Genomic DNA, 25,733 nt, shown 5'->3' on the forward strand with positions numbered 1-25,733 from the left:
TGGTGCCGCCTGGGTGACTCGAACACCCGACCCTCGCATTACGAATGCGATGCTCTACCAACTGAGCTAAGGCGGCACTGGGGTGGAAAATACGTTGGCCGCGCGCGATTTGCAAGGTACAGCTTAGCCTCCTTGGTGACACTTTCGTTCGAGGCCTTTTTCCATGTTGACCCAGGCTCCCTTGCCCCGTTGGTCGGCCCTCGCCGCGCTGGGGGGCAACATTCCCGAAGCGGATGAACTGGCCACCCCCTGGCGACGCTCGGGGGATGGCGCCTTGTGGTTTTCGCGCGGGGCCTGGGCCTTGCGGGCGCTGGCCGATGGCTGGCGGCTGGCCAACGACACCAAGCCGGTAATCTGGCTGCCCGATTACTTCTGCAATCAGTCCACACGGCCGCTGCGCGATGCCGGGTACAAGCTGGTATTCTATCCGCTGCAACGGGACATGACCCCCCACTGGCAGGGCTGCCGGGTGCTGGCCACCGACCAGACACCGGATCTGTTCGTGCTGGTGCATTATTTCGGGCGCACCAACCCGGCAACCCACGAGGCCGCCGCCTTCTGCCGCCTGTTCAACGGCCTGCTGATCGAGGATGCGGCCCATGTGCTGCGTCCGGTGACCGGCATCGGCGAGGTCGGGCAGGCGGTGCTGTACAGCCCTCACAAGCTGCTCGCCCTGCCCGATGGGGCCTTGTTGACGGTCAAGGCCCCCATGTTGCCGGTCATCCTGCGGGCCCGCGACGCCCTGGCCGAGGCGGCACCGTCGCCCCGCTCCTGGCTGCTGCGGCGGTTGGTCCAGAAAACGCCTCTGGGCGCGCCGTTGGCCCGTCTGACCCGCAAGGAGACCGCCTACAATAGCGATCCGGCGACCACGGCCCTGCCCGAAACGCCGTTGATGAGCGCCCTGGCGCAGCGCCTGCTGCCGGGCGAGATCGCCCGCCTCGACGCCATCGCTGAAATCCGCCGCGCCCATGCCAAGCGGCTGACCGCCGCCATCGGCGAGCGGGCCGAGGTGCTGACCCATGCCAATGAATACGCGCCCTATCGGCTGGTGCTGCATGTGGACGAGGAACGGCGGGCGGGCAAAATCTTCCGGCAACTGCAACAGCGCGGGACACTGGTCGAGTCCTGGCCCGATCTGCCGCCCGAGGTGCGCGCATCCTACAACACCCACGGGGATGCCCTGCTGCTGCGCCACACGCTGATGTTCCTGCCGCTGCACCAGAGTCTGGACATGGACGACCTGTGCAAACGGCTCAAATAGGGATCATGCCATCCAGGCGGCGGCGCGCCTCGGCATAGCGGAAATCCAGCGCCCCTTCCAACGACAGATCCTGCCAGGCCTTAGAATCTCCGAGGTCGATCTGATCGGCGCGCAGGGCCAGGGGATGCGTTGCCGTGTTGTTGAAACCACGCACCCCGCTCCGGCAATATTTATACTGTTCTGCGATGATCGAAAGAGCCTCGGCGGAGATACTTCCGATGTCACCAAAGGCGTAGGCGGTCCAGTCCACCGGCTGCCCGAGGCGCGCCGCGAGCACTTCCCCCGCGCCGACGATTTCCTGTCGCAGCGCCTCGCCGCGCAAATCAGTGAGCCGTTGGTGGGTCAGACCATGCGCCCCGATGCGATGACCCTGTGCTGTGAGTTGTTGCAACTCCTCCCAGGTCATCAGACGTTGCTCGGCTGTCAGATCACTGGCCCGCTTGTGGCCGCGAAAAATCCGCGCCGCGATGGCGTCCCTTTGCGCCCCCGGCTCCAGGTCCATCAGCGTCGGGCAGACGAAAAACAACGCCGTGAGTCCCAAGGGGTCCAGCACCTCTTGAGCAATGCGGTGATTGGAAGCGAATCCGTCGTCGAAGCTCAATAAAAACGGCGGACGCTTTTCCGGTTGGGTGGGAAGCTGTCCGGCCAACTGGGCCTCCGCCTCGGCGACCCCGATCAGCCCGTGGCGTTCCCGCACCCGATGAATCAGGGCCCTGAACTCCGCCTGCCGATCCCGGGGCACATCATGCAGCAGCAACATGCGGAAGCTTCCCGCCCTCGCCGGGGGCCGCAACAGGCTGCCCATGCGCCAGGCGGCCAACCATCCGGGGGCGATCCCTTGGCGAATCACGGCGCGCCCCCCTCGGCGGCCCGGGCCCGGGTCACCTTGTGACGCACCAACCGCGCCGCCAGTCCGCGCAGCGGGCCGCCCGGCAGGGCTTCCATTTCTCCCGCCAGCCGATAGGCGGTGCCGCCCAGGCCCTGCTTGAATTTGAAAATCCCCGGCGGGGTGAGGCGTGCGTCCATGCCGCCCAGGTCGAGCCAGCGCGCCCCGTCGGCGCGGGCCAGGGTGGCGGCGGTCCATAGCAGCAATTGCCCGGCATTGAGCCGCCGTCCCTCATCGGTCTGGTTGCCCGCTAGGTATTCCCAGGTCGTCCCATAGCGGGCCATCAACGCCGCCCCGACCACCTGATTTTCCAGCCGCGCCAGCAGCGCCACCGGCTGCCGCCGTGGGGTCTCCAGGGTCCGCCAGACATCGAGAAAATCCGCGGTCACGCTGGTGTCAAACCCGCGATCCCCGAGAAACGCCACATGGGCGGCACGGAAATCCGCATAGGCCGCGTCGTCGGTGCCGTGAGTCACTTCAAGCCCCAGCTTCACCGCCTTGTTCAGCCCGTTGCGCCATTTTTGCTTGAGCCCCTGACGCAGGGTCGCCTCGTCGGGCGTCAGGTCGAGCCGCGCCGAGGCCCAGCCGGGAATGTCGGTGCCCGCAAACCCGGACGGAGGGGCAAAGTCTTCGCCCGCCGAAGGGGCAATGCGCAGATAGAAACCCCGATCATCGACGTAATGGGCGCGCAATGCCGCCAGCAAGGGGGCCGGGTCGCCGCCATCGCACATGGGACCGCGATTGATCCAGGCCAGACCGCCGGGCAGGCCGCCGGGCAAGGGGCGCAGCAGCACTTGCACCGCGCCCGGTGTGTGCTCGAACAGGCCGCGCTCGACCCGCCACGGACCGGTTTTCGCCTTGGCTTCCCCATAGGCCCAGGTCTGCAACAGATTGAGATCGGCGAGGCCGTCGATCCGGCGGGACCAGTCGTCGGCATCCGTGGACAGCGGGACGAAACGCGCCATGTCGCCGGTCAGGGGTTGGCCCGGGGCGCGGGCAGAGCCTCCAGGGGCCGGTCAGCATGGGCCAGCGCCGCCTTGGCCCGCGGCGGGGCCTGCCAGCGCAGACTGTCGAAGCCGCCGCATTTACCGCACAGCGCACTCCACGAGGATTGCACGTTGCCGCAGGTGTCGCAGACCCAGGCCGGGTCCCGCTCGCTGGTCGCGGCCAGGGACAACCAGGCCCGCACCTTGGCCATGTCGCCGTATTGGGATTCTTCCAATTCGGCCATCAGACGGCACACCCGGGCCGGGGGGTCCTCGCCGGCCACCGGGTCCAGGTAGCGCCGCGCCTCGCCCCAGAGCTGCGCCTCCAGGGCCGCCTCGGCGACCATGATGGCGCTGTCCAAATGCGTCGGATTATGCAAAGCCAACCCTTGCAGGATTTTCATCTTGGCCAGGGCGTCGGGGGGATTCTTGGAGGTCACATACAGCTCGACCAGTTCCGGATGCGGCATCTTGCCCCAGATCCGTTCGATCAGGCCGATGGCCTTGCGGGTCTTGCCGTCCTTGACCAGCAGCCGCGCCTGATGGATGGCCGCCGGACAGAGATCGGTTTCCAGATCGCAGGCCTGCTTCAGCATCCTCAGCGCGCCTTCCACATCGCCGCTGGCTTCGGCCCGTTCCGCCTGCTGGGTCAGGATCACCGCCTGACGGCGTTTGGCCTGAGTCTTGTCGAGCAGCTTCAGGCGTGCGGTTTCCTTCAGGGTCTCGGTGGCTCCGTCCCAGTAGCCCAGCGCCACCTGCAAATCGAACAGCGCATTGACCACCCATTCGGCATTCGGATGCAGTCGCCGGGCCCGGGCCGCCAGCTTCAGCGCCTCTTCCCGGTCGCCGCGTTTGGTCGCCTGATTGAACAGACCGCGCAGCCCGAGAAATTCCAGGTCCGAGGTTTCGGTCATGGTCTGGAAGAAGCGCGCCGCCGCCCGTTCGTCGCCATTGAGCTGCGCCGCCTGGGCCGACAGCAACAAGGTCAGCGGCGGCTCTTCGAGCATTTCTTCGGCCCGCTTGGCCTGCAATGCGGCCTCTTCCGGATCCCCGGCGGCGACCGCCACCATGCCCCGGTTGAGCGCCTCGTAGCCGCGCTGGCGTTTGCGTTCCTTGCGATTGCGGGCCAGGGCCACCGGGGCGTGACGCATCTCCACCCACAACCGATAGAGCACGGCCATGACCCCGCCGATGATCAGCACCGCCAGCACCGCCAGCCCCAGCGGCGGGTCTACCTGATAGCCCATCCATTCCAGATGGACCCGGCCCGGATGATCGGCCAGCCAGACGGTGGCCGCCACGGCAAGGCCGAGAATGATCAGGAAACGCAGGGAACGCCACATGGTCTTATCCCTCGCTCTTGGCGGTCAAGAGGGTGATGGCGTGCCCGTGCAGGGCCTGGAGCGCCGCATCGACGGTCAGCCGGGCCTCGGCCTGGGTCATCCAGGACTGCGCCGCTGCCGCCGCGCCGCCGTTCAGCCCGCGCAGCACGTCCACGGCGGCGATCAGGTCGCCACTGGCCAGCGCCGCCTCGGCACGGGCCACCCGGGCATCGGCCCCGGCGCCGGCCAGATTGTCCGCCGTGCGCCGGATCTTCACCACCGACAGTACCCGATCCAGGGTTTGATCCATCCAATCCCCGTCGGCGGCGACCATGCCCGCGCGGACGATATCGGCGGCCTGTTCGGCAAACTGGATGCGCAACGTCTCGACCGTCTGCACGCCAGCCGCAGCGAAGGGAGCCAGGGCATTGAGCTGGGCGACGATCTGCGTCTCCCCGGCGGCCATTCCGGCGACGGTTTCCAACTGCGGGGCAAAGGCGCTCGACCCCGCTGCCGCTGTGCGCAACTGCTCGATGGCCAGAATCAACGCCTGACCCTGGGCCGTTCCGAGCACCACCGGCGGCGCGGCAGGCCGGGACTCGATCCCGTCCAGGCGACTGGCGATTTGTTGCACCGTATCGCGCAGTTGGGCATTTTCACTGCTCAATTGGGCCGAGTCGGCCTGCGCGGTTTCCAGCTTCTCCAACCGGGCATTCAGCCCCTGAAGCGCCGCCTGCGCGGCCTCGCTCTCCCCGGGTCCGCTGCCGACGGTCGCCAGGGTCCCCTCAAGCGCGTTCATCCGACCGACCAGATTTTCCAGATCCTGGCGGGCGGCACCGAGAGTCTCCGTGGGCGGAGTCACCGCGCCGATCATGCCGCGCACGTCGGCCAGCGCCGTTTCCAATTCGCCAATGCGCGCCATCATGATTTCCATGTCGTCGCGCATCTTGTTCCGCTGGGCTTCAAGCTGGTCCAGCGGCAGGGGGGCCTCGGCCTCGGGGGCGGTCTCCTCGTTCTGGGACTGCGCCTCCAGCGCTCGCACCCGATCTTCCAGGGCCGCCCAGTCCTGGGCCTTTTGCAGGGGATCGCTGAGGAAGGGAACGTATTGAGTCATCAGCCGCCCGGCCTCCGGCGACCAGGACGGATAGGTATAATAAGCCGCTCCGCCGAAGATCACCAGAAACAGCAAGGTGGCCAGACAGCCGCCGCCGCCGGAACTTTTTTTCGCCGACGGGGGCGGGGCCGCGAATTTCTGCGCCGGTGGCTCGGTCGGGGACGCGGATTCGATGGGGCTGTCGGTCGGGGTGGATTCGGTCATCGGTCTCGCTCGGCTTGTTGGGTTTCGATGCAGGCGATGAGGGACGCCTGATCGGGATGCGCGGCCATCCGCACGTCTTTCCATGTCAGCGCCCGGGCCTGTTCGGCAACCGCCGCGCTGAGACAGAAAGCGGTCATCGCCGTCAGCGCCTCGTCCACGCCGGCGGTCGACGCCAGACTAGCAAAGGTTGCCGCTGTTCGGGGAGAGAAAAAAACGACACCGTCCAAATGACCCTCGCGCAGGGCATTCCGCGCCGCCTCGGACAGGGATTGCGCCCGCCGCGTGCTGTACAAAACCACCCGTCGGTAGGCGAAGCCCCCGGCCGCCAAAAGCGCCGACAGATCGCCCGCCACATGGCTTCCCGCCACATGCAGCAGTGCGCCATCGGCGGGTTTGAGGGCGGAGCGCACCAGCGCCGCCAGAGTCGTCACGTCGCCGCCCGCCGAGCGGACGTTTTCGAACCCGGCCTCGCGGGCTGCCCGGGCCGTGGCGTCGCCGACCGCCAGCACCGGCAGGTGCCGTCGCTCATCGGTGCGGGCGAAAGCGCGTACCCCGTTGGCGCTGGTCATCAGCAAGGCCTGCACCCTTTGCAGGTCGAGCGGCGGCCCGCCCAGCGGCACGATGGTCAGCAGCGGCTCCACCTGGACCTCATGGCCCCGCGCCTGAAGTTCGGCGGCCAGGGGCGCGGCGTCCTCCTCGGGTCGGGTAATGAGCAACCGCATGGCCGGTCAAATCCGCTGTCAGACGGTCGGCGCGGAGAAGAAATCCGGCCCCGCCCGTTGCTTCAGTTCCTCTCCGGCCTCGACTCCCAGCCGGTGGGCCTGGGTGACCGGGCCGCGGCGCGACGTTTCGAGGATTTCCGAACCGTCCGGGCGGGCCACCAGACCGCGCAACAGCATCTGACCGTCGGCCTCGATCTCGGCCAGGGCGGCGATGGGGGTGCGGCAGGAGCCGTCAAGAACTTCCAGCAACGCCCGCTCGGCGGTGATCCGTTCGGCGGTTTCCACATGATGCAGCGGGATCAGGCGCGCGGCGGTCACCGGGTCATCGGCCCGGCAGGTGATGCCCACCGCCCCTTGAGCCACGGCGGGCAACAGGTCGTCGGTTTCCAGAATCGCCGTCGCCACATCGGCCAGACCCAAACGGTTGAGTCCGGCCAAAGCGAGCAGGGTGGCATCGGCCTCGCCTTCGTTCAATTTGCGCAGCCGAGTTTGCACGTTGCCGCGAAACACCGCGACCTTCAGATGCGGATAACGGGCCAGAATCTGCGCCTGCCGACGCAATGACGAGGTGCCGACCACCGCCCCGGCCGACAGTTCGGCCAGACTTTTCGCCTGGGGGGAAATGAACACGTCGCGCACATCCTCGCGGCGCAGCACCGCTGACAGCAGCAACCCGTCGGGCAGCCAGGTCGGTACATCCTTCATGGAATGCACGGCGATATCCACCCGGCCATCCAGTTGCGCCTCGTCGATCTCTTTGGTGAACAGTCCCTTGCCGCCAACCTCGGACAGCGCCCGGTCGAGCACCATGTCGCCGGTGGTCTGGATGATGACGATCTCGATGGCCCCGTCGGGGTCAAGGTCGGCGTGGGCGGCGCGCAACAGGTCCCGGACCTCGTGGGCCTGGGCCAGGGCCAGGGGACTGCCCCGGGTGCCAATGCGAAGAAGCGGCGTATCAGACATGGGTTTGAATCTTTACCTTGCTGTGGCGTAGAGTGCGCGGCGAACACCGCTGAAGGCTTGTAACATGATCCTGCTTGGAATCGAAACCAGTTGCGACGAAACCGCCGCCGCCCTTGTCGATGACCACCGGCAGATTATCGGCCAATGCCTGTTGTCGCAACTGGAGGATCACGCGGCGTTCGGTGGCGTGGTGCCGGAAATCGCCGCCCGGGTGCATCTGGAACACCTGGATCGGCTGATTGCCAAGTTGCTCAAGGATACCGGCAGGACTCTGGGGCAGTTGGACGGCATCGCCGCCACCGCCGGGCCGGGGCTGATCGGTGGCGTGCTGGTCGGCGCGATGACCGCCAAGGCCATCGCCCTGGTCCATGACCTGCCGTTCCTGGCGGTCAATCATCTGGAAGCCCATGCACTGACCGCGCGATTGACCGACGACGTAGCGTTTCCCTATCTGCTGCTGCTGGTCTCCGGCGGCCATTGCCAATTGCTGGCGGTGGAGGGGGTCGGCACCTATCGCCGCCTCGGCACCACCATCGACGATGCCCTCGGCGAAGCCTTCGACAAGGTGGGCAAGATGCTCGGGCTGGGCTATCCGGGCGGCCCGGCGGTGGAACGGACGGCCCGTGCCGGAGACCCGACCCGGTTTCCACTGCCACGGCCCCTGCGCGGCAAACCGGGCTGTGATTTTTCCTTTTCCGGGCTCAAGACGGCGGTGCGCCAATGTATCGACAAACTCCCCCCCGGACCGGTCTCGGCGACCGACGCGGCGGACCTCTGCGCCGCTTTTCAGGTCGCCGCCGGAGATGTGCTGGCCGACCGTTGCGGCCATGCCCTCGACCGGTTCCGTGAGATCACCGGCAAGAACGGGCCGCTGGTGGTAGCTGGCGGCGTGGCGGCCAATGGCTATCTGCGCCAGCGGCTGGCCCAATTGGGCGTGCCGCTGATCGCGCCGCCGCTGGCTCTCTGCACCGACAACGCGGCCATGGTCGCCTGGGCCGGGCTGGAACGGCTGCGGCTGGGTCAGCGCGACGGACTGGATTTCCGCCCCCGCCCGCGCTGGCCGCTCGACCCGGACGCCCCGCCCGCCGTCGGCGGTGGCGTTAAGGCATAAGTCCGCTTCGGGGGCTCGCATCAAATGTCGGGATGTCCTATATGGAAGACCCTGAATGAGGAGGTGGCATGAAACGACTCGGCGTGGTCGGAGCCGGGGCCTGGGGCACCGCTCTGGCCCATACGGCCTGCAAAAGCGGTCTTGAGGTCTGCCTTTGGTCCTATGAGGCCGAAACGGCGGAGTCGATCAATCAACGGCACGAAAACGCGGCTTTTCTGCCCGGTATTGCGCTCGACCCGTCATTGCGCGCCACCGGCGACCTGAGCGAAGTCTGTGATGCCGACGCCCTGCTGCTGGTCACCCCGGCCCAGCGATTGCGCCAAGTCTGCCAAAACCTGGCCCCCCATTGGGCAAAGGATCGTCCAGTGGTTATCTGCGCCAAGGGTATCGAGACCGCCAGCGGGGCCATGATGAGCGATGTGGTGGCAGAGACCCTGCCCCAAGCCCCCCTTGCCGTGTTGTCCGGGCCGTCCTTCGCCAAGGAGGTGGCGCGCGAACTGCCGACCGCCGTGACCCTGGCCTGCGCCGACGAGACCCTCGGTCAAACCTTGGCCGAAGCGCTGGGCAATCTGCGCTTCCGCATCTACTGGAGCACCGATGTGATCGGGGCCGAGTTGGGCGGCTCAGTGAAAAACGTGCTGGCCATCGCCTGCGGCATCGTCGAGGGGCGGGGTCTCGGCGACAACGCCCGCGCCGCCCTGGTCACCCGGGGGCTGGCCGAGATGAGCCGCCTCGCCGTGGCCCTCGGCGGCCGCCCCGAAACCATGATGGGACTGTCCGGGCTCGGCGATCTGGTGCTGACCGCCAACGCCATGCAATCGCGCAATTTTTCCTTCGGAGTCGAACTGGGCCAGGGGTCCAGCATGGCCGAGATTCTGGCCCGCCGCACCGCCGTGACCGAGGGGGTCCATACGGCATCCGCCGTCGCCACCCTGGCCGACCAGTTGAACCTGGACCTGCCCATCTGTCAGGCCACCGACGCCGTGCTCAACCGGGGGGCCGATCTGGAGGCCACCATCCACGGGCTGCTGGCCCGCCCGCTGACCAAGGAGTAACCGAACATGCTGTTCGCCATCATCTGTAAAGACAAACCACAGTCGCTGGATCTGCGCATGGCCAACCGGGAGGCCCATCTGGCCTATGCCGCCGACTGGAACAGTAAGATGCTCATCGGCGGCCCGTTGTTGGCCGAGGACGGCACGACCATGATCGGTTCCATGCTGGTCCTTGACGTGGACAGCCGCGACGACGCACAGCGCTTTGTCGACGGCGACCCCTATGGACAGGCCGGGCTTTTCCAGAGCGTTGAAATTCACGGCTACAAGAAGGTGTTTCCGCGATGAACTATTGGCTGATCAAGTCGGAGCCCGGTGCCTGGTCCTGGGACGATCATGTGAAGGTCGGCACCGAGCCCTGGAACGGCGTGCGCAACTATCAGGCCTGCAACAATATGAAAGCCATGCGCCTGGGCGACCGGGTGTTTTTCTATCATTCGGTCAACGAGAAAAAAATCGTCGGCGTGGTCGAAGTGGCCAAGGAATATTACCCCGACCCGACCGATGAGTCGGGCCGCTTCGGCATGTGCGATTTCAAGGCGCTGTTCCCTTTCGCCACCCCGGTGACCCTGGCCGAGATCAAGGCCGACGGCCGCTTCGACGAACTGGCACTGATCAAACAGTCCCGCTTGTCGGTGATGCCCATCGACGCCAACTCCTGGAAAGCGTTGTGTGATATGGGCGGTGTTGAGGCGTGAATCTTCAGAACACCGCAATAAAACATATATCCCCCCACAATATACATAATGATTTTGCAGATAAAATCACAGGATTAATTTTGTATATTTATGATATAACGTATTTTATACACTAGTATTATATAAATTTATGTTTTCATAATATCACTATAGTGTATATCATGTGGAGATCAACATATCCTATCGGAGGAAGCACAGCCATTATAGCTGTGTTCTTATATTCAACTGGGGAAACCACATGAAAACAATAATGACTATGGTTATCGGTTTTGTATTGGGGCTCATCGTCACAGGGGCTGTGGGTTGGAATATGATGCCGGGAATGATGCTGCACGAAAACCTCAGTCCCTATGGGACCGAAGAAACGGTGAACAAGATCAAGGAAAATGCCCTCAAAAGAGGCTGGGTCGTTCCGGACATCAAGCCGCTGCATAAATCAATCGCCAAGCATGGAGGCGGCACCCTGCCAGCCGTGATGCTGGTCAATCTCTGCCAAGCCAATCATGCCTTTAATATTTTGGAAGACGATGAAAACAGGAAGATTTCTGTTTTCATGCCTTGCACGATTTCGGTTTATGAAAAAGCGGATGGCAAAACGTATATTGGGACAATGAATGCCGGACTTTTGGGGAAAATGTTTGGCGGCACGGTCGCGACGGTGATGAAAGACGTTGCCGCCGATCAACAGAGCTTTATTGAGTTCGCAACCCAATAAATAACTGAACATGCTGCACCCATGGACACGCTGGTTCGTGCGCCATAGGTGCAGCATTTTTATGTTTGCATTAGATCCAAAGTCCCGGCTCAATTTGAGTGTGGACCGGTCCAGCAGGGGGGCTCGGTTCGACAGAACCCCAGCCAAAACCAAAGAGCAATTTTGCATCCACCGCCACGATGCGTTATTTCCTGCTCTGGTACTTGCTCTGTATCTAGTCGGAATCCCGATCCATGCCCCACGTTCTCTGCGTCCTCGATAACATCTCCAGTCCCGGCAGTATCGCCGCCGTGGCGATGCTGGAAAACGGGCCGACAGCCATCATGATCATTCGGCAGGGCCCTCGTGTTCATGGCTACGTCAACAAATGCCCGCATATCGGCGCACCGCTGGATTTGCAGGAAGGGCAGTTCCTCAGTCTCGATAACACGCGCATTCTGTGTAGCACCCACGGAGCGCACTTCCGCATTGCCGACGGAGCCTGCCTGAGCGGTCCCTGTCAGGGACGGGGCCTGATCCCGGTGCCGCTCAAGGTCGTCGATGGGGCGGTTTATCTCGACTTTTAGGGTGCGCTGCACTGCCCCAAAAATCACCAGAAAATCATGGGATTTGGAGTCATTTTCCTTTTCATGGGCAAAAGTTGGCCTTGGCCTCTTGTGCTGCACTGCACATTTTTGCCATAATCCGCCGACACGGGAAGAGTCCCCCAAGAGACTCGCCTGAACAGAGGATTTCACTCACTTTTTCCGTCCTGGGAGGACCTTATGACCGACGCTTCCGTTTTCCCCGTTCCCGAAGGCATGGCCGAGAGCGCCTGGGCTGACAACGATAAATATCTTGCCATGTACAAGCAGTCCATCGACGACCCGGAGGGGTTCTGGGGCGAGCACGGCAAGCGCATCGACTGGTTCAAGCCCTATACCAAGGTCAAGGACGTTTCCTTCGATCCCCATGACGTGCATATCCGCTGGTTCGCCGACGGAGAGACCAATGTGTCCTACAACTGCATCGACCGCCATCTGGCGACCCGGGGCGATCAGGTGGCGATCATCTGGGAAGGCGACGACCCCAGCGTCGATGCCAAGATCACCTATAACGAACTCTCCCAGAAGGTGAACAAACTGGCCAATGCCATGCGCGATCTGGGCGTCGGCAAGGGGGATCGGGTGGTGCTCTATCTGCCGATGGTCCCCGAGGCCGCCTATGCCATGCTCGCCTGCACCCGCATCGGGGCGGTCCATTCCATCGTCTTCGGCGGCTTTTCCCCCGACGCCCTGGCCGACCGCATCATCAATTCCGGGGCCAAGCTGCTGATCACCGCCGACGAGGGTCTGCGCGGCGGGCGTCCGGTGCCGTTGAAGGCCAATGCCGACAAGGCGGCCAAACGGGCCACCTGCCTGGAAAAGATGATCGTCGTCAAACGCACCGGTGGCGCGGTGACCATGCAGGACGGGCGCGACGTCTGGTACGATGATGTCACCGGCAAGGCTTCGACCACCTGTGAGCCGGAGCCCATGAACGCTGAGGACCCGCTGTTCATCCTCTATACCTCCGGCTCCACCGGCATGCCCAAGGGCGTTTTGCATACCACCGGCGGCTATCTGGTCTATGCCTCCATGACCCATCAGTATGTGTTCGATTATCATGATGGCGACATCTACTGGTGCACCGCCGACGTGGGCTGGGTGACCGGCCATTCCTATATCGTCTATGGACCGTTGGCCAACGGGGCCACCACCTTGATGTTCGAGGGCGTGCCTTCCTATCCCGATGCCTCGCGGTTCTGGCAGGTGGTCGACAAGCATCAGGTCAATATCTTCTACACCGCGCCGACCGCCATCCGCGCCCTGATGCGCGAAGGCGAAGCGCCGGTGAAAAAGACCTCGCGCAAGAGTCTGCGCATTCTCGGATCGGTCGGCGAGCCGATCAACCCGGAAGCCTGGATGTGGTATCACCGGGTGGTCGGAGACGAACGCTGTCCGATCGTCGATACCTGGTGGCAGACCGAGACCGGCGGCATTCTGATCACCCCGCTGCCCGGCGCGACGGCGCTCAAGCCCGGCTCCGCCACCCGGCCGTTCTTCGGCGTGCTGCCGACCATCGTCGATGCGGAAGGCAAGGTCCTGGAGGGGGCCACCGAGGGCAATCTGTGTCTGGCCGATGCCTGGCCGGGCATGATGCGCACCGTCTATGGCGACCACGAACGGTTTGTGCAGACCTATTTCTCCACCTATATCGGCTATTACTTCACCGGCGACGGCTGTCGCCGCGATGAGGACGGCTACTATTGGATCACCGGTCGCGTCGATGACGTGATCAACGTGTCCGGTCATCGCATGGGCACGGCAGAAGTGGAATCGGCTTTGGTTTCCCATCCCAAGGTTGCCGAGGCCGCCGTGGTCGGCGCGCCGCACGACATCAAGGGCCAGGGCATCTATGTCTACGTGACCCTGAACGCCGGCGAAGAATCTTCCGACGAGTTGAAAAAGGAACTGGTCAAGTGGGTGCGCAACGAGATCGGCCCCATTGCCAGCCCCGACTGGATTCAATGGTCACCGGGCCTGCCCAAGACCCGCTCGGGCAAGATCATGCGCCGCATTCTGCGCAAGATCGCCGAAGACAGCTTTGAAAATCTGGGCGACACCTCGACCCTCGCCGACCCGGCCGTGGTCGAAGACCTGATCGAGAACCGGCAGAACCGCAAGTCCTGACAATCGGCCCTTTGACTTCAATGCAACGGCGGGATTCTCGAATCCCGCCGTTTTATTGTGCGGTCAAGCCGTTCAATTTCGCGTTAGCCGGGGAATTGGGCTTGGCATTTCCACCCGTTCCACCCACTTTATGGGGGTTGGCAACGTAAGCACGAAATCGGCGGGTCCATGTCTCAGGTGTCTCAAAAACCGTCTCTAGGCCCCCTGTGGCTGCGCTGCAAGGTCTGTTGGTACATCACGACGCGGGTGTTCCTGGCCATTGTGGCGGTGGAACTGCTGATCCTCATTCCGTCCTACCTGAAATACGAGACCGACTGGCTGGGGACCCTGGCCGAGAAGGGGCAGAGCGTTTGCAGTGCCCTGCTCGCCGCCCGCCGGGACCCCACCCCCGAAGCGATTTTGCGGGATTTGGATATCGCCCGCCCGGGGACGGTGATTTTGGGGGCCGAGTTGTTCGACCGCGAGCTGCGCAGTCTGGGCACCATTGGCACCCCCCCGACCACGCTCGAACGGCTGGGAGAGGACCGGCAGGCCCTGGATGAAAGCCGAAAGTTCTTCGATGTGTGGGTCGGCGACTCCGATGACGGCTCTCCCTGGACCGTTGTTCTGCGCCTCGATGCGGCCGACCTGGATACGGCCCTGAGCCACTATGTCATTCGCGTGGCCGGGCTGGTGCTGATCATCGCCCTGTTCGTCACCGTCGTCACCATGCTGGTGCTCACCCGCGCCGTTCTGCAACCCCTGCTGTGGCTGCGACAACGGCTGCAGGCGGTGGGGGACAATCCGGAGCAGGCCGACCGGCTGGCGGACCTGAAAATCCGGGGCGACGAGATCGGGGATTTGCAGCGCGCCTTCAACAACATGATCGGCCGCATCGCCGCCGATATCGGCATCATCCGCAGCACTGAAATCCAGTTGCGCCAGGCCCGCGACCATCTGGAGGAAAAGGTCGTCGAGCGGACCCGCGAGCTGTCCCACGAAATATCACAGCGCCGTCACGCCATGGAACTTCTGGAAAGCAGCGAAAAGCAGTTGATCCAGAAAGCCAACTTTGACGATCTCACCGGCCTGCCCAACCGCGTCTTGGCCATGGACCGGCTCAATCAGGCGCTGTCTCTAGGCCGCCGCCATGGGCAGAAGGTGGCCTTGTTGATGATGGACATGGACAACTTCAAGACCATCAACGACACCCTGGGCCATGAGTTCGGCGACCGGCTGCTGATCGAGATTTCACAGCGCATCGGCCACTGCCTGCGCGACAGCGACACAGTGGCCCGGTTCATCGAAGATATTCATTCCGAGCGGGATGCCCCCGACACGGTGGCGCGCATTGGCGGCGATGAATTCATGGTCATCCTGCCGCGCATTGAGGACTCTTTAGACGCCGATACGGTGGCGCGCAAGATTCTCAATGCCTGCACCACGCCCTTTGATATCGACGCGCACGAAATCTTTATCAGCACCAGCATCGGCATTACCTTGTTCCCCCAGGACGGCGACAGCGCCGTGGCCTTGATGGCCAATGCCGACAATGCCCTGTACGAGGCCAAGCGTATCGGGCGCAACGGGCTATGTTTTTTCCGCGCCGAGATGAACCAGCGGGTCCAGGCGCGTCACGAGATCGAATCGCGGCTGCGCTATGCCCTCGACCGGCAGGAACTGAGTCTGCACTTTCAGCCGTTGATCCATATCGCCAGCGGCGAGATCACCGCCTTCGAGGTATTGCTGCGATGGACCAACCCGGATCTGGGTGCGGTCGGCCCGGATGTGTTTATTCCGGTCGCCGAGGGCACCGGCCTGATCCTCCCCATTGGCGACTGGGTGCTGCACGAAGCCTGCATGGCGTCGGCACGCATCGGAGCGGCCTTGGGGCGGCCCCTGCGGGCGGCGATCAACGTCTCGGTGCGACAGTTCCGGGGCGGGGCCATCGTCCCCTCGGTGGAACGGGCCTTGGCTGATTCAGGGCTGTCGCCCCACCAGTTGGATCTGGAAATCACCGAAAGCCTGCTCATCGAGGACAGCGACGAGACATCGCGCCTGTTGCGTCATTTCCGGCAGCAGGGAATTCGCATATCCATCGACGACTTCGGCACCGGCTATTCCTCCCTCAGCTACCTCAAGAGTTTTCCGGTGGACAGCTTGAAAATGGACAAATCCTTCGTCAACGGCCTCACCCGCGACGAAGAGGACAGGGCCCTCGCCCGGGCGGTGCTCGCCATGGCCCACAGCCTCGGCCTGGAGGTGATCGCGGAAGGCATCGAAGATTCCGCCCAATTGGCTTTTTTGCGGGACCACGCCTGTGATATGGGTCAGGGATATCTGTACAGCCGTCCGGTTCCCGAGGCGGAGTTCATTCGTTTTGCCAGCAGGAGGGTTGCGTCCTGAGAGCCCTTATTTTGATCGCACTGCTCGTGTCCTGGCCCTCCCTGGGGCGGGCCGAACAGGTTCTGATCGCCGTGGCGGCCAATTTCACCGCCGTCGCCCAACAGTTGGAAAGCGACTTCGAGGCCCGCAGCGGCCATGACGCAGTGCTGGCTTTCGGCTCCACCGGCAAACTTTATGTGCAGATCACCCACGGCGCACCCTTCGAGGTCTTTCTGGCCGCCGATCAGCTCCGTCCGGAACGCCTGGAAAAGGAGGCCGATGCGGTCCCCGGCAGCCGGTTCACCTACGCCATCGGCAAGCTGGCGCTGTGGAGCCGCAACCCGTCTCTGGAGGTCGGCCCCGATTTGTTGCGGCAGCTCCGGTTCGAGCGTCTGGCCTTGGCCAATCCGAAGACCGCCCCCTATGGCCGCGCCGCTCATCAGGTGCTGGAGAAACTGGGAGTCATCGACCTGCCGCGCGGCAAAATCGTGACCGGCGAGAACATCTCCCAGACCCTGCAATTTGTCTCCAGCGGGGCCGCCGACGTGGGGTTTGTCGCCTTGTCGCAAATTTTCGATCACACCGACGGCGCGCGCTGGATCGTGCCTGACGACCTGCACGACCCCATCGTCCAACAGGCAATCCTGCTGAATCCCGGACGGACCAACCCTGCCGCCCAGGCCTTTATGACCTACCTGCAAAGCCCCGACGCCCGCGCCCTCATCACCCGCTTCGGCTACGGGGTGGAATAGGCTGTTATTAATTTCGGCTTTTCAGTTATTCCCCTTTTCACAAGGTGGCCGTCAAACTGCCCGTTATATTATATATGATGTCCCTTTATATGGATGGCGGCCGCCGCCACCGGGCATGCAGTATTCGGGCACTCAAGGGACTTCGGGCCGACGATGTTGCCGTAAGAGGGAAACGATGTAACCGGCCCGCCCCGGGCGGATCAAACGACCCGCCCGCGCATGGGGCCGAGGTTAACTATGGGCGAAGGCGATGCGCAGGATGCGCCCCATCCAGGCCCAGGTCGGCTGCTCGGGATATTCATAGCCGTAGTTCTTGCACAGGCCGTCGAGGCCCTCAAGGACCCCTTCGATACCTCCCACGTAGTCCATGACGGTTTGAGTCTCCCAGGCTCCAGCCCGGTAGCCCTCCTCCAGGAGAGCCACATATTCGCTGAGTTCCTCGGGAGTGGTGATCTTTTTTTCAAGTTCTTTTATCGTATCGAAAAAGTCTGGTTCTTCCATTTTACTTTACTCCTCTGATTCGGATTTCCATGCCTTCGTTGCGGGTTGTCATTTTGTCCTGCTTACCGAGAGCTTCTCGAACTTCTTCCGCTGTCGCCTTCCGATAGGGAATCGGCTTACCCGCTTCACGATAGGCGACCACCCGCCGATGATCCAAGGTATAAACTTGGCCGTCGATTTCAGCAATGCGCACCGGTGGGATGGATTTGCCGTCCATGCCGCAGGATAGATCCTTCCTTCCTCATCCTGAGGAGGCCCGAAGGGCCGTCTCGAAGGAGAGGGGCCGTCAAACTGCCCATTTTATTATGTAAGGTGTCCCTTTATATGGACAAAGGCCGCCGCCTCGGGGCATGCAGTGTTCGGGCAATCAAGGGACTTCGGGCCGACGGTGTCGCCGTGAGGAGGAAACGATGTAACCGGCCCGCCCCGGGCGGATCAAATGACCCGCCCGCGCATGGGGCCGAGGTTAACTATGGGCAAAGGCGATGCGCAGGATGCGCCCCATCCAGGCCCAGGTCGGCTGCTCGGGATATTCATAACCGTAGTTCTTGCACAGGCCGTCGAGGCCATTAAGAACGCCCTGGATACCACCGATATATTCATCGGCATCTTGTTGCTCCCAGGCCCCGGCAAGATAGCCCTCCTCCAGGAGGGCCACATATTCGCTGAGTTCCTCGCGGGTGGTGATCTTTTTTTCAAGTTCGTCGAGTAGGTCGAAATAGTCTGGTTCTTCCATTTTACTTTACTCCTCTGATTCGGATTTCCATGCCTTCGTTGCGGGTTGTCATTTTTTTCTGCTTACCGAGAGCTTCTTGAACTTCTTCCGCTGTCGCCTTCCGATAGGGAATCGGTTTACCCGCTTCCCGATAGGCGACCACCCGCCGATGATCCAAGGTATAAACTTGGCCGTCGATTTCAGCAATGCGCACCGGTGGGATGGATTTGCCATTGCGAATGTCTTCAATGGTGTTTTCCAGTGGAATTTTATCACGTGTATTGAAGTTGCGTCGGATATCACTCTGCATGGTCCGCAACCGATTGGGATCAATCTCGCCCTGCTCGGGAAGCTTGGAAAATTCATCGCCGGTGAACGGGTCGGTGGTTCTGGAGACCTTCGGCAGCTTGACGGAGTTGCGAATGGCCTGGTCGGCGTCTCTGGCCAACTTGCCGAGACGACCGGGGAGGAGGGTCCCAATCATGCCGCCGAGCATGGCGGTCGTCCCGTCCAAGAACTTGTAGAAATCGCCCTCCCGAATGCTTTGGGCGACTTCCGTGGACCCTTCCGTCATGTCGATGATATCCCCGGCCGGGGAGAGCCATTCACCAACCTGATTGATGTTTTCGGGCGTCAGGAGTTCGACCGTTTCCGCCAGGGGTTTGTAGGCCGGACCAAGAACGCCCTGGGCCACCTCTTTGGCCTTGTTCAGAACCCGTTCGGTTGTCCAGGGTTTCTCCTGGGCCGGGGTATGGGGTGGCGGTTGCCAGCCGGGCGGCATGTCGGCGATGGGTGCAACGGGAATCGCCGGGGGTGGCTTGGGAGTCTTCTGTTCGACCGGCGGCGCCTTCTGCGCCCGCTGTTCGGCCAATCGCTGGTCCTCGGCGCGACGGCTTTCGGGGAAATGGAACGATGTGCCGCTGGCTGACTGGCCGCCCGACAGATCCACCTTGCCCTTGTAGTTGTACTTGAACCAGTCGCCCACATGGCTCTGGATCTCCGGGTGCAGCGGATGGCTGGAATTCCAATAGCCGTCATGGGCGAGCCCCTTCAGCGCATCGGTGCTGGACCGCTGCTCCAGGGGGCGACTCAGGGTCTCACGCCACGCCTCATCGGTAGACAACCCTTCGACACGCAGCCTTCTGCTGCTGCTCAGGGTGAGGACTGTGTTGATAGCAAGAGATATCCTTATCCTGAGCAGCGATCAGAGATCGCGTGTCGAAGGATCTGCCATCAGGTAACCCTATCGCAGATTGGCCCGAGCCCCTCTCGGGGTCAGGATGCATCTGAAATACCATGAGTTATGGGATCAGGGGCCACGCCCCGCTATCCCCGGAACACCCCGGCCAGCAGGGCATCCAGGCGGCGGATCAGTTCTTCGGACATTTCCCGCTCGAAGTCGTCCAGGTTGGTGGCCTGGGCCCAGGCGAAACGCACTTGTGGTTCCTGGGCGCGGATCATGTTGTCGCGCAGGGCCTGGCGCATGACTTCCTGGCTCTGTTCCCGCGAGACACCCTTGCGCTTGGTGTGCCAGACCAGACGTTCGTCGATGTTCTCGGTGGCGAAATGCCAGATCTTGATGTCCGAAAACAGTTCGGCGAAGTCCTCCGACGACAGGATTTCCAGCGCCTCCAGGAACCCGGCGCGCAGCACGTAGACTCCCTCGTGGCCGCTCAGGTCCGCCTCCAGAACCCCGTTCAAGGTGCCGGTGCGTCCCTCCAGGTCGCCAATTCCCGGGCAAAACAGGCCACTTTCGATACGCTGCTGCATATCCTCTGGCTCCAGGGCAACCATACCGGCGCGGCCCCGGGCGCGGGGATGGGCGATCACGCGCGGCACCACCCGGACCAACGGCCCCAACGCATACGCGTTCCTGTCAATGGATTGGGCGAGATTCTCCACCGCCGCCCCGGCCCCGGTGACGGCGGGCTGATCCGGGTCCGCCGGATTGCCGCCGAGGACCAGCACCAGCACATTATTGCGCGGCCCGCGCGGAATGATGATCGCCGGGCGGATCTGACAGACATTGCGCTTGAAGGTCTCATGCTTGCCGACGAAGGCTCCCGAGGCGCGGGCCTTAGTCAAGGCGTATTCGACGAAGCCGCTGTCCTTGTCGGTCAGATGCGGTCGCGCCCGCTGATAGATGATCCCGGCGATGTAATGGGCGAAATTGGCCGCCTCGTTGAGCTTGAAGATCGGCCCGCCGGTGAGGAAATAGGCCCCGATGGAGGCGGCGAAACTGTCACCGCAGCCGGTGTCTTCGCGCACGTTCGCATCGACCTCGATGGAATTTTCCTGGATCAGCGGCGAATAGACGAATTCCACCTGCCCGCCGCGCGCCTTGCGGGCCAGGCTGGCCCCCTTGGCCCCGTCGGTGATGACCACGTAATTGGCCCCGTAGTCGAGAATGCGACGGCTGATTTCCTTGGCATACATGATGCGCAATTCGGTGGCGTCCTTGTGCCGTCGCCCCAGCGGCTCAAAGGCGAAAAACTGTGCCGCCTCGCCCAAATTGAGGCTGACCACGTCAACGATGGACAGAAAACTGCGATACTCGGTATAGAGTTGCTTCAGCTGATTGCCGCCGACCAGCCAGAATACCCGCAACCCCTTGTCCTTGAGCTTGCGCTGCATGATGGCTTCGAACTTCCGCGAATCCATGGGCTCCTGGCCGACGAACAGCACGTCGTTGCCGCGTCCGTAGAAATCCAGTTCCTGTTGCCACAGGTCGATGGCCTCGGCGTCGTAGGTCGGTCCGCGTTCGGTGATGATCAGCTTTTCAAAGCCCGTGTCCTGAAAGATCAACGAGGTGCGCGACCGTCCGGGCACGGCGGTGCCGGGAAAGGTGTCCCCCGCGTCGGCCCAGGTCAGGTAATCGGCGCGCGGGCGGGTCTCCTGACCCTCGCAAAGTACATCCAGGATGACTTCCAGATCTTTGCTCAGATTGCACAGCCCGCCGCCCAGGGTGCGGCTATACAAACCGGCGGCGGTGTCCTCAATGCGCAACGTCTGCCCGGCGGCGGCATCGACGGTCACCACATAGGCCGTGCCGTCATGCTCGATGCGATCCACCGCCACCTTCACCCCATCGGGGGAGCGCTGGCGCAGGGCTTCCAACTCCGGGCGCAGGGCCAGGTCCAGCTTGCCGGCGAACAGATCGACGGTTTGAGAGCGGACCAGGGAAATCAACACCCTCCCGGATCGGCTATTCAACTGACGGACGGCTTCCGCGCGGGCTTCCGGGCTGGTGTCTTTTGGCATCTTGGACTCTCCCCTTGGAACTTTTGCCCGGAGTGTAGCAGCCCATTTCGGCAATGGGTAGGTGGCTGGAACATCCGGGAGACAACATGTTACTCAGGACCATGCGCCGCTTGATGTGCCTTTTGTGGATGTTTGCGATCCTGGGATTTTCCCCGGCCCTGGCCCTGCCGCCCGGCTTCGACCTGGACGCCCAATGCGCCTTGCTGCAACAGGAACGGCAACGCGGCATCGAATATCCGGAAGATAACGCACCCACCGAGCGTTTTTGCATCCTGCGCGCCAACGGGGCCGAGGGGGTGGTCAGCTCCAGCCAGTATTATTTCGGCCTGCGCCGGGCGTTGCGCTTCATCTGCAAGGGCAAGCGGGAGATTCTCACCGATCTGCTTTGGCCGTTGCGCGATTGCGCGGGCCAAACGCGCAGCCTGTCCGCCTATCCGGCCCCCGGAGGTGCCTGCCGCCTGCGCCTCGCCGAGACCGGCACCGAGGTCCTGGCCTCGGCGTCCAGCGTCGAGGATGTGCGGATCTATCTGGAGGAACGTCCCTGGTGGGAGCGGCTGGCCAGCCGTCTGGCCGCCCCGGCGCTCTATGACCTATTGGAAGAGACGCGGAACTGCTTTGCGGTCAGCGATGCGCCGCAATCAGCTCAATGAACTGCTGGAACAGATAGTGGCTGTCCTGCGGTCCGGGGCTGGCTTCCGGGTGATATTGCACCGAGAACACCGGTTTGCCCTCGACCCGGATGCCTTCCAATGAGCCGTCGAACAACGACTTGTGAGTCTCCACCACGCCCTCGGGCAGGCTTTCCCGATCGACCACGAAGCCGTGATTCTGCGAGGTGATTTCCACTCGACCGGAGGCCAGATCCTGCACCGGCTGATTGGCCCCGCGATGCCCCAGATGCATCTTGGAGGTGGTCGCGCCGAGCGCCAGCGCCAGCATCTGATGGCCCAGGCAGATGCCGAACATCGGCTTGCCGGTATCCAGCAATTGCCGAATCACCGGCACCGCATAGTCGCCGGTGGCCGCCGGGTCGCCGGGGCCGTTGGACAGGAAAATGCCGTCCGGCTTGTGGGCCAGAATTTCCTCGGCGCTGGTCGAAGCCGGGACCACTGTGACCCGGCAACCCGCAGCGGCCAGACAACGCAGGATGTTGCGTTTGGCCCCGAAATCCATCGCCACCACGTGATACTTCGGGTCCTGTTGCAGGCCGTAGCCCTCACCCAGAACCCAGGTGGTCTCGTCCCAGGAATAGGTCTGACCACAGGTGACCTCGCGGGCCAGATCCATGCCTTCCAGACCGGGCCAGGCGCGGGCCATTTCCAACAAGGCGCGGGTGTCGATGGACTGCGACGGATCATGGATCAAGGCCCCGATGGGGGCACCGCCATCGCGGATGCGGCGGGTCAGCTTTCGCGTATCGACTCCGGTGATGGTGACCAGATTGTTGCCTTCCAGCCAGTCGTTCAGGTGCCGGGAGGCGCGCCAGTTGGCCGGTTCGGTGATCTCGGCCTGGAGCACGCAGCCGCGTACTGCGGGCGTGATGGTCTCCACGTCTTCCGGATTGGTGCCCACGTTGCCGATATGGGGGAAGGTGAAGGTGATGATCTGTCCGGCGTAGGACGGGTCGGTGAGAATTTCCTGATAGCCGGTGATCGAGGTGTTGAAACAGACCTCGCCGATAGCCACCCCTTGGGCCCCCGCGCCACGGCCCCAGAATATGGTCCCGTCGGCCAGCACCAAAGCGGCGGTGGCGCCGGGGGGACGGCTGTCCTCGGGCAGAGGAGCCACGGGACGGGCAGCGGTGGCGTGCGGGTCGGCCATGGGGGGAAACGCTCCGATAGGGTTAAACCCGCGTCCATGTAAGGCAAGCGGAAGAGCCCGTCAACCCCTCGGATCGAATTTGAATAATTTATATTTTTCAAATACTTGCTTTACCCCTTAAGTTCTTTGCCTTTTTTCCGGGGATCGGCTAGGGTTTGCCCTTTCTCGCTCCATACGGAGGCTTGCCCATGCTGCGCGAGCGTTTGAAAGTCGAACTGACCACGGCGATGAAGGCCAAGGAAGCCTTCAAGGTGGCGACCTTGCGGCTGATTCTGGCGGCGCTCAAGGATCGCGACATCGCGGCCCGCACCCGCGGGGCCGACGACACGGTCAATGACGACGAAATTCTGATGATGCTTCAGTCGATGGTCAAACAGCGGCGGGAAAGCATCGCCATGTATGAAAAAGGCGGTCGTTTGGAACTGGCCCGCCAGGAGGCCGACGAAATCGCCGTCATCGAAACCTTCATGCCCAAGCAATTGGAGGGGGCCGACCTGGAGGCCGCCGTGGCCGAGACCCTGGCCCGGCTCGAAGCCACCAGCCTGAAGGATATGGGCCGTGTCATGGGGGCGCTGAAGGAAACCTATGCCGGTCAGATGGATTTTGCCAAGGCCAGTGCCCTGGTCAAGCAGCGACTGGCCTAAACGGTCGTCCGGGGGAGGGTGGAGTCGCGGCCATGTCCTTCACGCCGCAATTTCTTGACGAGCTGCGCGCCCGGATGCGCCCGGTGGACGTCATCGGACAGCGCACCAAACTGACCCGAAAGGGTCACGAGCACCAGGGTCTGTGCCCCTTTCACAAGGAAAAGACCCCTTCCTTTTATGTCTATGACGACCATTACCACTGCTTCGGCTGCGGGGCGCACGGCAGTGTCATTGATTTCGTCATGAACACCGAAAACCTGTCTTTCCCCGAGGCGGTGGAGAAACTGGCCGAAGCGGCGGGGCTGGAGGTGCCGGTGGATTCGCCGGAAGAACGCCAGCGGGCCGAACGCCGCACCGGCCTGCTCGACGTGCTGGAACTGGCCTGCGCCCATTACGAACAACAATTGCGCATGCCCGAGGGGGCGGCGGGACTGGCCTATTTTCGGCAGCGCGGTCTGGACGACGGGACCATCGCCCGCTTTCGTCTCGGCTATGCCCCCAACCGGCGCGGCGGTCTGAAAACCGCCCTGGCGCGGGCCGGAATCAGCGAAGACATGATGGTCGAGGCGGGTCTGTCCAAGCGTCCCGACGACGGCCGCGCGCCCTATGATTATTTCCGCGACCGGGTGCTGTTCCCGATCACCGACCGGCGTGGCAAGGTTATCGCCTTCGGGGGGCGTACCCTGGGCGATGGCGAACCGAAATATCTCAACAGCCCGGAAACCCCGCTGTTTCACAAGAGCCGCACCCTGTACGGTTTGGCCCAGGCCCAGGCGGCGGCGCGGCAGAGCCGTCAGGTGACGGTCACCGAAGGATACATGGACGTCATCGCCCTGCATCAGGCCGGATTCGCCACCGCCGTGGCCCCCCTGGGCACCGCCCTGACCGAGGAACAGATTCAGGAACTGTGGCGGCTGGCTCCGGAGCCGGTGCTGTGCTTCGATGGCGATGCGCCAGGACAGAAGGCCGCCGCCCGCGCCGCCGAGCGCTGTTTGCCCCTATTGACGCCGGGCAAATCCCTGCGCTTCGCCCTTCTCCCGGCCAGCGAGGACCCGGACAGCCTGATTCGCCGCGAGGGTCCGGGGGCCATGCGCGAGGTCCTGGAAACCGCCAGGCCCCTGTCCGAGGCGCTGTGGCACTGGGTGGTCGAAGGGGCGCGGGCCGATACCCCGGAACGTCGGGCCGCCCTATGGCAGGAACTCAAGGACCGGGTGATGCGCATTCAGGACCCCACGGTGCGCAAGACTTTTTTGCAATCCTACGAGGACCGCTTCTGGGCCAAGCCGACGCCCAAGCGCTCCGTTTCCGGCGGTCGTGGCCTCGAAACCCTGCATCGCCCGGAGGGTGCCGCCGAGGCGCGCATGGACCGCATGCAACGGGAAAATCAATTGCTGCTGGCGCTGTTTCTGTGCCGCCCCGAGCAGTTCGATTCCCATGACGAGGATCTCGGCCGACTGGCCTTTCGCGATGCCGCCGACGAGAAACTGCGTCGGGCGCTGGTCGATCTGCTCAGCGACCATCAGCCCCGCGAATCGGCCCAGGTGATCGCCGCCCTGACCCAGGCCGGACAGGGTCCGGCCATCGACCGTATTCTGGCCACCGACGAGGTGCGCATGATGCGCCGTCCCGGTCGGCCGCTGCATCCCGAAACATCAAGCGCGGAGCTGTCAGCCATTTTTGCCCGATTCCGTTCGCGAACCCACAAGGACGACCTGCGGCGGGAGCTGCCGTCGGCCGATGATGACACCTCCGACGACGATTTGATTCGCCGCATGGAAATGATTCGGGCCGGGTTGCAGGAGGACGACGAACCGGAAGAATTTTAGATTCTGATATCAAGCACATAACCCCTTGAGCCGGAGGGGTTTACGTGCTTGACAGACGGTCAGGACTCGCCTAAGTACGCAGGCTCCGGGTTTTTGGGCCT

The 25,733-nt window shown here is 63.2% G+C and carries 25 protein-coding genes and 1 tRNA gene; 13 read left to right on the forward strand and 13 right to left on the reverse strand.

Annotated features, from left to right (window positions below; translation table 11 throughout):
- Positions 1-76, reverse strand: a tRNA-Thr gene (locus ACYQ1P_RS05425).
- A gap of 87 nt (positions 77-163) precedes the next feature.
- Between ACYQ1P_RS05425 and ACYQ1P_RS05430 the strand changes: the two genes are divergently transcribed.
- Positions 164-1,261 carry a hypothetical protein gene (locus tag ACYQ1P_RS05430; RefSeq protein WP_460019327.1) on the forward strand — a complete coding sequence of 366 codons (1,098 nt, stop codon included), beginning with the start codon at positions 164-166 and terminating at the stop codon, positions 1,259-1,261.
- Here the strand turns inward: ACYQ1P_RS05430 and ACYQ1P_RS05435 are convergent.
- Genes ACYQ1P_RS05435 through hemC form a run of 6 tightly spaced genes read right to left on the reverse strand, consistent with a single transcriptional unit; the run spans position 1,254 to position 7,458 of the window.
- Positions 1,254-2,111 carry a polysaccharide deacetylase family protein gene (locus tag ACYQ1P_RS05435; protein ID WP_460019328.1) on the reverse strand — a complete coding sequence of 286 codons (858 nt, stop codon included), beginning with the start codon at positions 2,109-2,111 and terminating at the stop codon, positions 1,254-1,256. The genes ACYQ1P_RS05430 and ACYQ1P_RS05435 overlap by 8 nt on opposite strands.
- Positions 2,108-3,112, reverse strand: a complete 1,005-nt coding sequence (locus tag ACYQ1P_RS05440; RefSeq protein ID WP_460019329.1) for a lipid II:glycine glycyltransferase FemX — start codon at positions 3,110-3,112, stop codon at positions 2,108-2,110. The genes ACYQ1P_RS05435 and ACYQ1P_RS05440 overlap by 4 nt, the downstream gene beginning before the upstream one ends.
- 8 nt (positions 3,113-3,120) lie before the next feature.
- Positions 3,121-4,476, reverse strand: a complete 1,356-nt coding sequence (locus ACYQ1P_RS05445) for a heme biosynthesis protein HemY (RefSeq protein WP_460019330.1) — start codon at positions 4,474-4,476, stop codon at positions 3,121-3,123.
- Between the two features lie 4 nt (positions 4,477-4,480).
- The gene (locus ACYQ1P_RS05450) at positions 4,481-5,773 is read right to left on the reverse strand and encodes a COG4223 family protein (RefSeq protein WP_460019331.1); all 1,293 of its coding nucleotides are present in this window, start codon (positions 5,771-5,773) and stop codon (positions 4,481-4,483) included.
- Positions 5,770-6,495, reverse strand: a complete 726-nt coding sequence (locus tag ACYQ1P_RS05455; protein WP_460019332.1) for a uroporphyrinogen-III synthase — start codon at positions 6,493-6,495, stop codon at positions 5,770-5,772. Before ACYQ1P_RS05455 ends, ACYQ1P_RS05450 begins: the two co-directional genes overlap by 4 nt.
- 18 nt (positions 6,496-6,513) lie before the next feature.
- The gene (hemC, locus tag ACYQ1P_RS05460) at positions 6,514-7,458 is read right to left on the reverse strand and encodes a hydroxymethylbilane synthase (protein ID WP_460019333.1); all 945 of its coding nucleotides are present in this window, start codon (positions 7,456-7,458) and stop codon (positions 6,514-6,516) included.
- Positions 7,459-7,522: 64 nt separating this feature from the next.
- On the opposite strand from hemC, the gene tsaD reads away from it, so the two are divergent.
- The 9 genes from tsaD (at position 7,523) to modA (ending at position 16,864) form a co-directional block, all read left to right on the forward strand.
- Entirely contained in the window at positions 7,523-8,569 is a 1,047-nt protein-coding gene (gene tsaD / locus ACYQ1P_RS05465; protein ID WP_460019334.1) for a tRNA (adenosine(37)-N6)-threonylcarbamoyltransferase complex transferase subunit TsaD, read from the forward strand.
- A 68-nt stretch (positions 8,570-8,637) separates the two neighbouring features.
- Positions 8,638-9,624, forward strand: a complete 987-nt coding sequence (locus ACYQ1P_RS05470) for an NAD(P)H-dependent glycerol-3-phosphate dehydrogenase (protein WP_460019335.1) — start codon at positions 8,638-8,640, stop codon at positions 9,622-9,624.
- A gap of 6 nt (positions 9,625-9,630) precedes the next feature.
- A complete protein-coding gene (locus tag ACYQ1P_RS05475) occupies positions 9,631-9,912 on the forward strand; it encodes a YciI family protein (RefSeq protein WP_460019336.1) in 282 nt (93 codons plus the stop codon).
- Entirely contained in the window at positions 9,909-10,322 is a 414-nt protein-coding gene (locus tag ACYQ1P_RS05480) for an EVE domain-containing protein (protein WP_460019337.1), read from the forward strand. The genes ACYQ1P_RS05475 and ACYQ1P_RS05480 overlap by 4 nt, the downstream gene beginning before the upstream one ends.
- A gap of 238 nt (positions 10,323-10,560) precedes the next feature.
- On the forward strand, positions 10,561-11,037 hold the full coding sequence (locus tag ACYQ1P_RS05485) for a DUF302 domain-containing protein (protein ID WP_460019338.1): 477 nt from the start codon (positions 10,561-10,563) through the stop codon (positions 11,035-11,037).
- A 233-nt stretch (positions 11,038-11,270) separates the two neighbouring features.
- A complete protein-coding gene (locus tag ACYQ1P_RS05490; RefSeq protein WP_460019339.1) occupies positions 11,271-11,603 on the forward strand; it encodes a Rieske (2Fe-2S) protein in 333 nt (110 codons plus the stop codon).
- Positions 11,604-11,801: 198 nt separating this feature from the next.
- Positions 11,802-13,748 carry an acetate--CoA ligase gene (gene acs / locus ACYQ1P_RS05495; protein ID WP_460019340.1) on the forward strand — a complete coding sequence of 649 codons (1,947 nt, stop codon included), beginning with the start codon at positions 11,802-11,804 and terminating at the stop codon, positions 13,746-13,748.
- Between the two features lie 168 nt (positions 13,749-13,916).
- Positions 13,917-16,133 carry a putative bifunctional diguanylate cyclase/phosphodiesterase gene (locus ACYQ1P_RS05500; protein WP_460019341.1) on the forward strand — a complete coding sequence of 739 codons (2,217 nt, stop codon included), beginning with the start codon at positions 13,917-13,919 and terminating at the stop codon, positions 16,131-16,133.
- Positions 16,134-16,144: 11 nt separating this feature from the next.
- Positions 16,145-16,864 (forward strand): molybdate ABC transporter substrate-binding protein, encoded by a 720-nt coding sequence (gene modA / locus ACYQ1P_RS05505; RefSeq protein WP_460019342.1) that lies wholly within the window; start codon positions 16,145-16,147, stop codon positions 16,862-16,864.
- A gap of 231 nt (positions 16,865-17,095) precedes the next feature.
- Here the strand turns inward: modA and ACYQ1P_RS05510 are convergent, their stop codons facing one another.
- The 5 genes from ACYQ1P_RS05510 to ACYQ1P_RS05530 all read right to left on the reverse strand — a co-directional run bounded on the left by ACYQ1P_RS05510 (position 17,096) and on the right by ACYQ1P_RS05530 (position 21,341).
- Positions 17,096-17,365 carry a DUF7660 family protein gene (locus ACYQ1P_RS05510; RefSeq protein ID WP_460019343.1) on the reverse strand — a complete coding sequence of 90 codons (270 nt, stop codon included), beginning with the start codon at positions 17,363-17,365 and terminating at the stop codon, positions 17,096-17,098.
- A gap of 1 nt (position 17,366) precedes the next feature.
- Positions 17,367-17,582 carry a hypothetical protein gene (locus tag ACYQ1P_RS05515; RefSeq protein ID WP_460019344.1) on the reverse strand — a complete coding sequence of 72 codons (216 nt, stop codon included), beginning with the start codon at positions 17,580-17,582 and terminating at the stop codon, positions 17,367-17,369.
- A 249-nt stretch (positions 17,583-17,831) separates the two neighbouring features.
- The gene (locus ACYQ1P_RS05520) at positions 17,832-18,101 is read right to left on the reverse strand and encodes a DUF7660 family protein (protein ID WP_460019345.1); all 270 of its coding nucleotides are present in this window, start codon (positions 18,099-18,101) and stop codon (positions 17,832-17,834) included.
- 1 nt (position 18,102) lies between these two features.
- Positions 18,103-19,203 (reverse strand): hypothetical protein, encoded by a 1,101-nt coding sequence (locus ACYQ1P_RS05525; RefSeq protein WP_460019346.1) that lies wholly within the window; start codon positions 19,201-19,203, stop codon positions 18,103-18,105.
- 203 nt (positions 19,204-19,406) lie between these two features.
- Positions 19,407-21,341: a hypothetical protein gene (locus ACYQ1P_RS05530; protein ID WP_460019347.1), complete on the reverse strand. Its 1,935-nt coding sequence runs from the start codon at positions 21,339-21,341 to the stop codon at positions 19,407-19,409.
- An 86-nt stretch (positions 21,342-21,427) separates the two neighbouring features.
- Here ACYQ1P_RS05530 and ACYQ1P_RS05535 point away from each other — a divergent pair, with 86 nt between their 5' ends.
- Positions 21,428-21,991, forward strand: a complete 564-nt coding sequence (locus tag ACYQ1P_RS05535) for a hypothetical protein (protein ID WP_460019348.1) — start codon at positions 21,428-21,430, stop codon at positions 21,989-21,991.
- On the opposite strand, the gene carA is transcribed toward ACYQ1P_RS05535, so the two are convergent.
- Positions 21,963-23,162: a glutamine-hydrolyzing carbamoyl-phosphate synthase small subunit gene (gene carA, locus ACYQ1P_RS05540; RefSeq protein WP_460019349.1), complete on the reverse strand. Its 1,200-nt coding sequence runs from the start codon at positions 23,160-23,162 to the stop codon at positions 21,963-21,965. The genes ACYQ1P_RS05535 and carA overlap by 29 nt on opposite strands.
- A gap of 188 nt (positions 23,163-23,350) precedes the next feature.
- On the opposite strand from carA, the gene ACYQ1P_RS05545 reads away from it, so the two are divergent.
- Entirely contained in the window at positions 23,351-23,806 is a 456-nt protein-coding gene (locus ACYQ1P_RS05545; protein WP_460019350.1) for a GatB/YqeY domain-containing protein, read from the forward strand.
- Between the two features lie 32 nt (positions 23,807-23,838).
- Positions 23,839-25,632 (forward strand): DNA primase, encoded by a 1,794-nt coding sequence (gene dnaG, locus ACYQ1P_RS05550; RefSeq protein WP_460019351.1) that lies wholly within the window; start codon positions 23,839-23,841, stop codon positions 25,630-25,632.
- Positions 25,633-25,733 lie beyond the last annotated feature (101 nt).

The sequence above is a fragment of the Magnetospira thiophila genome, from assembly GCF_054657015.1.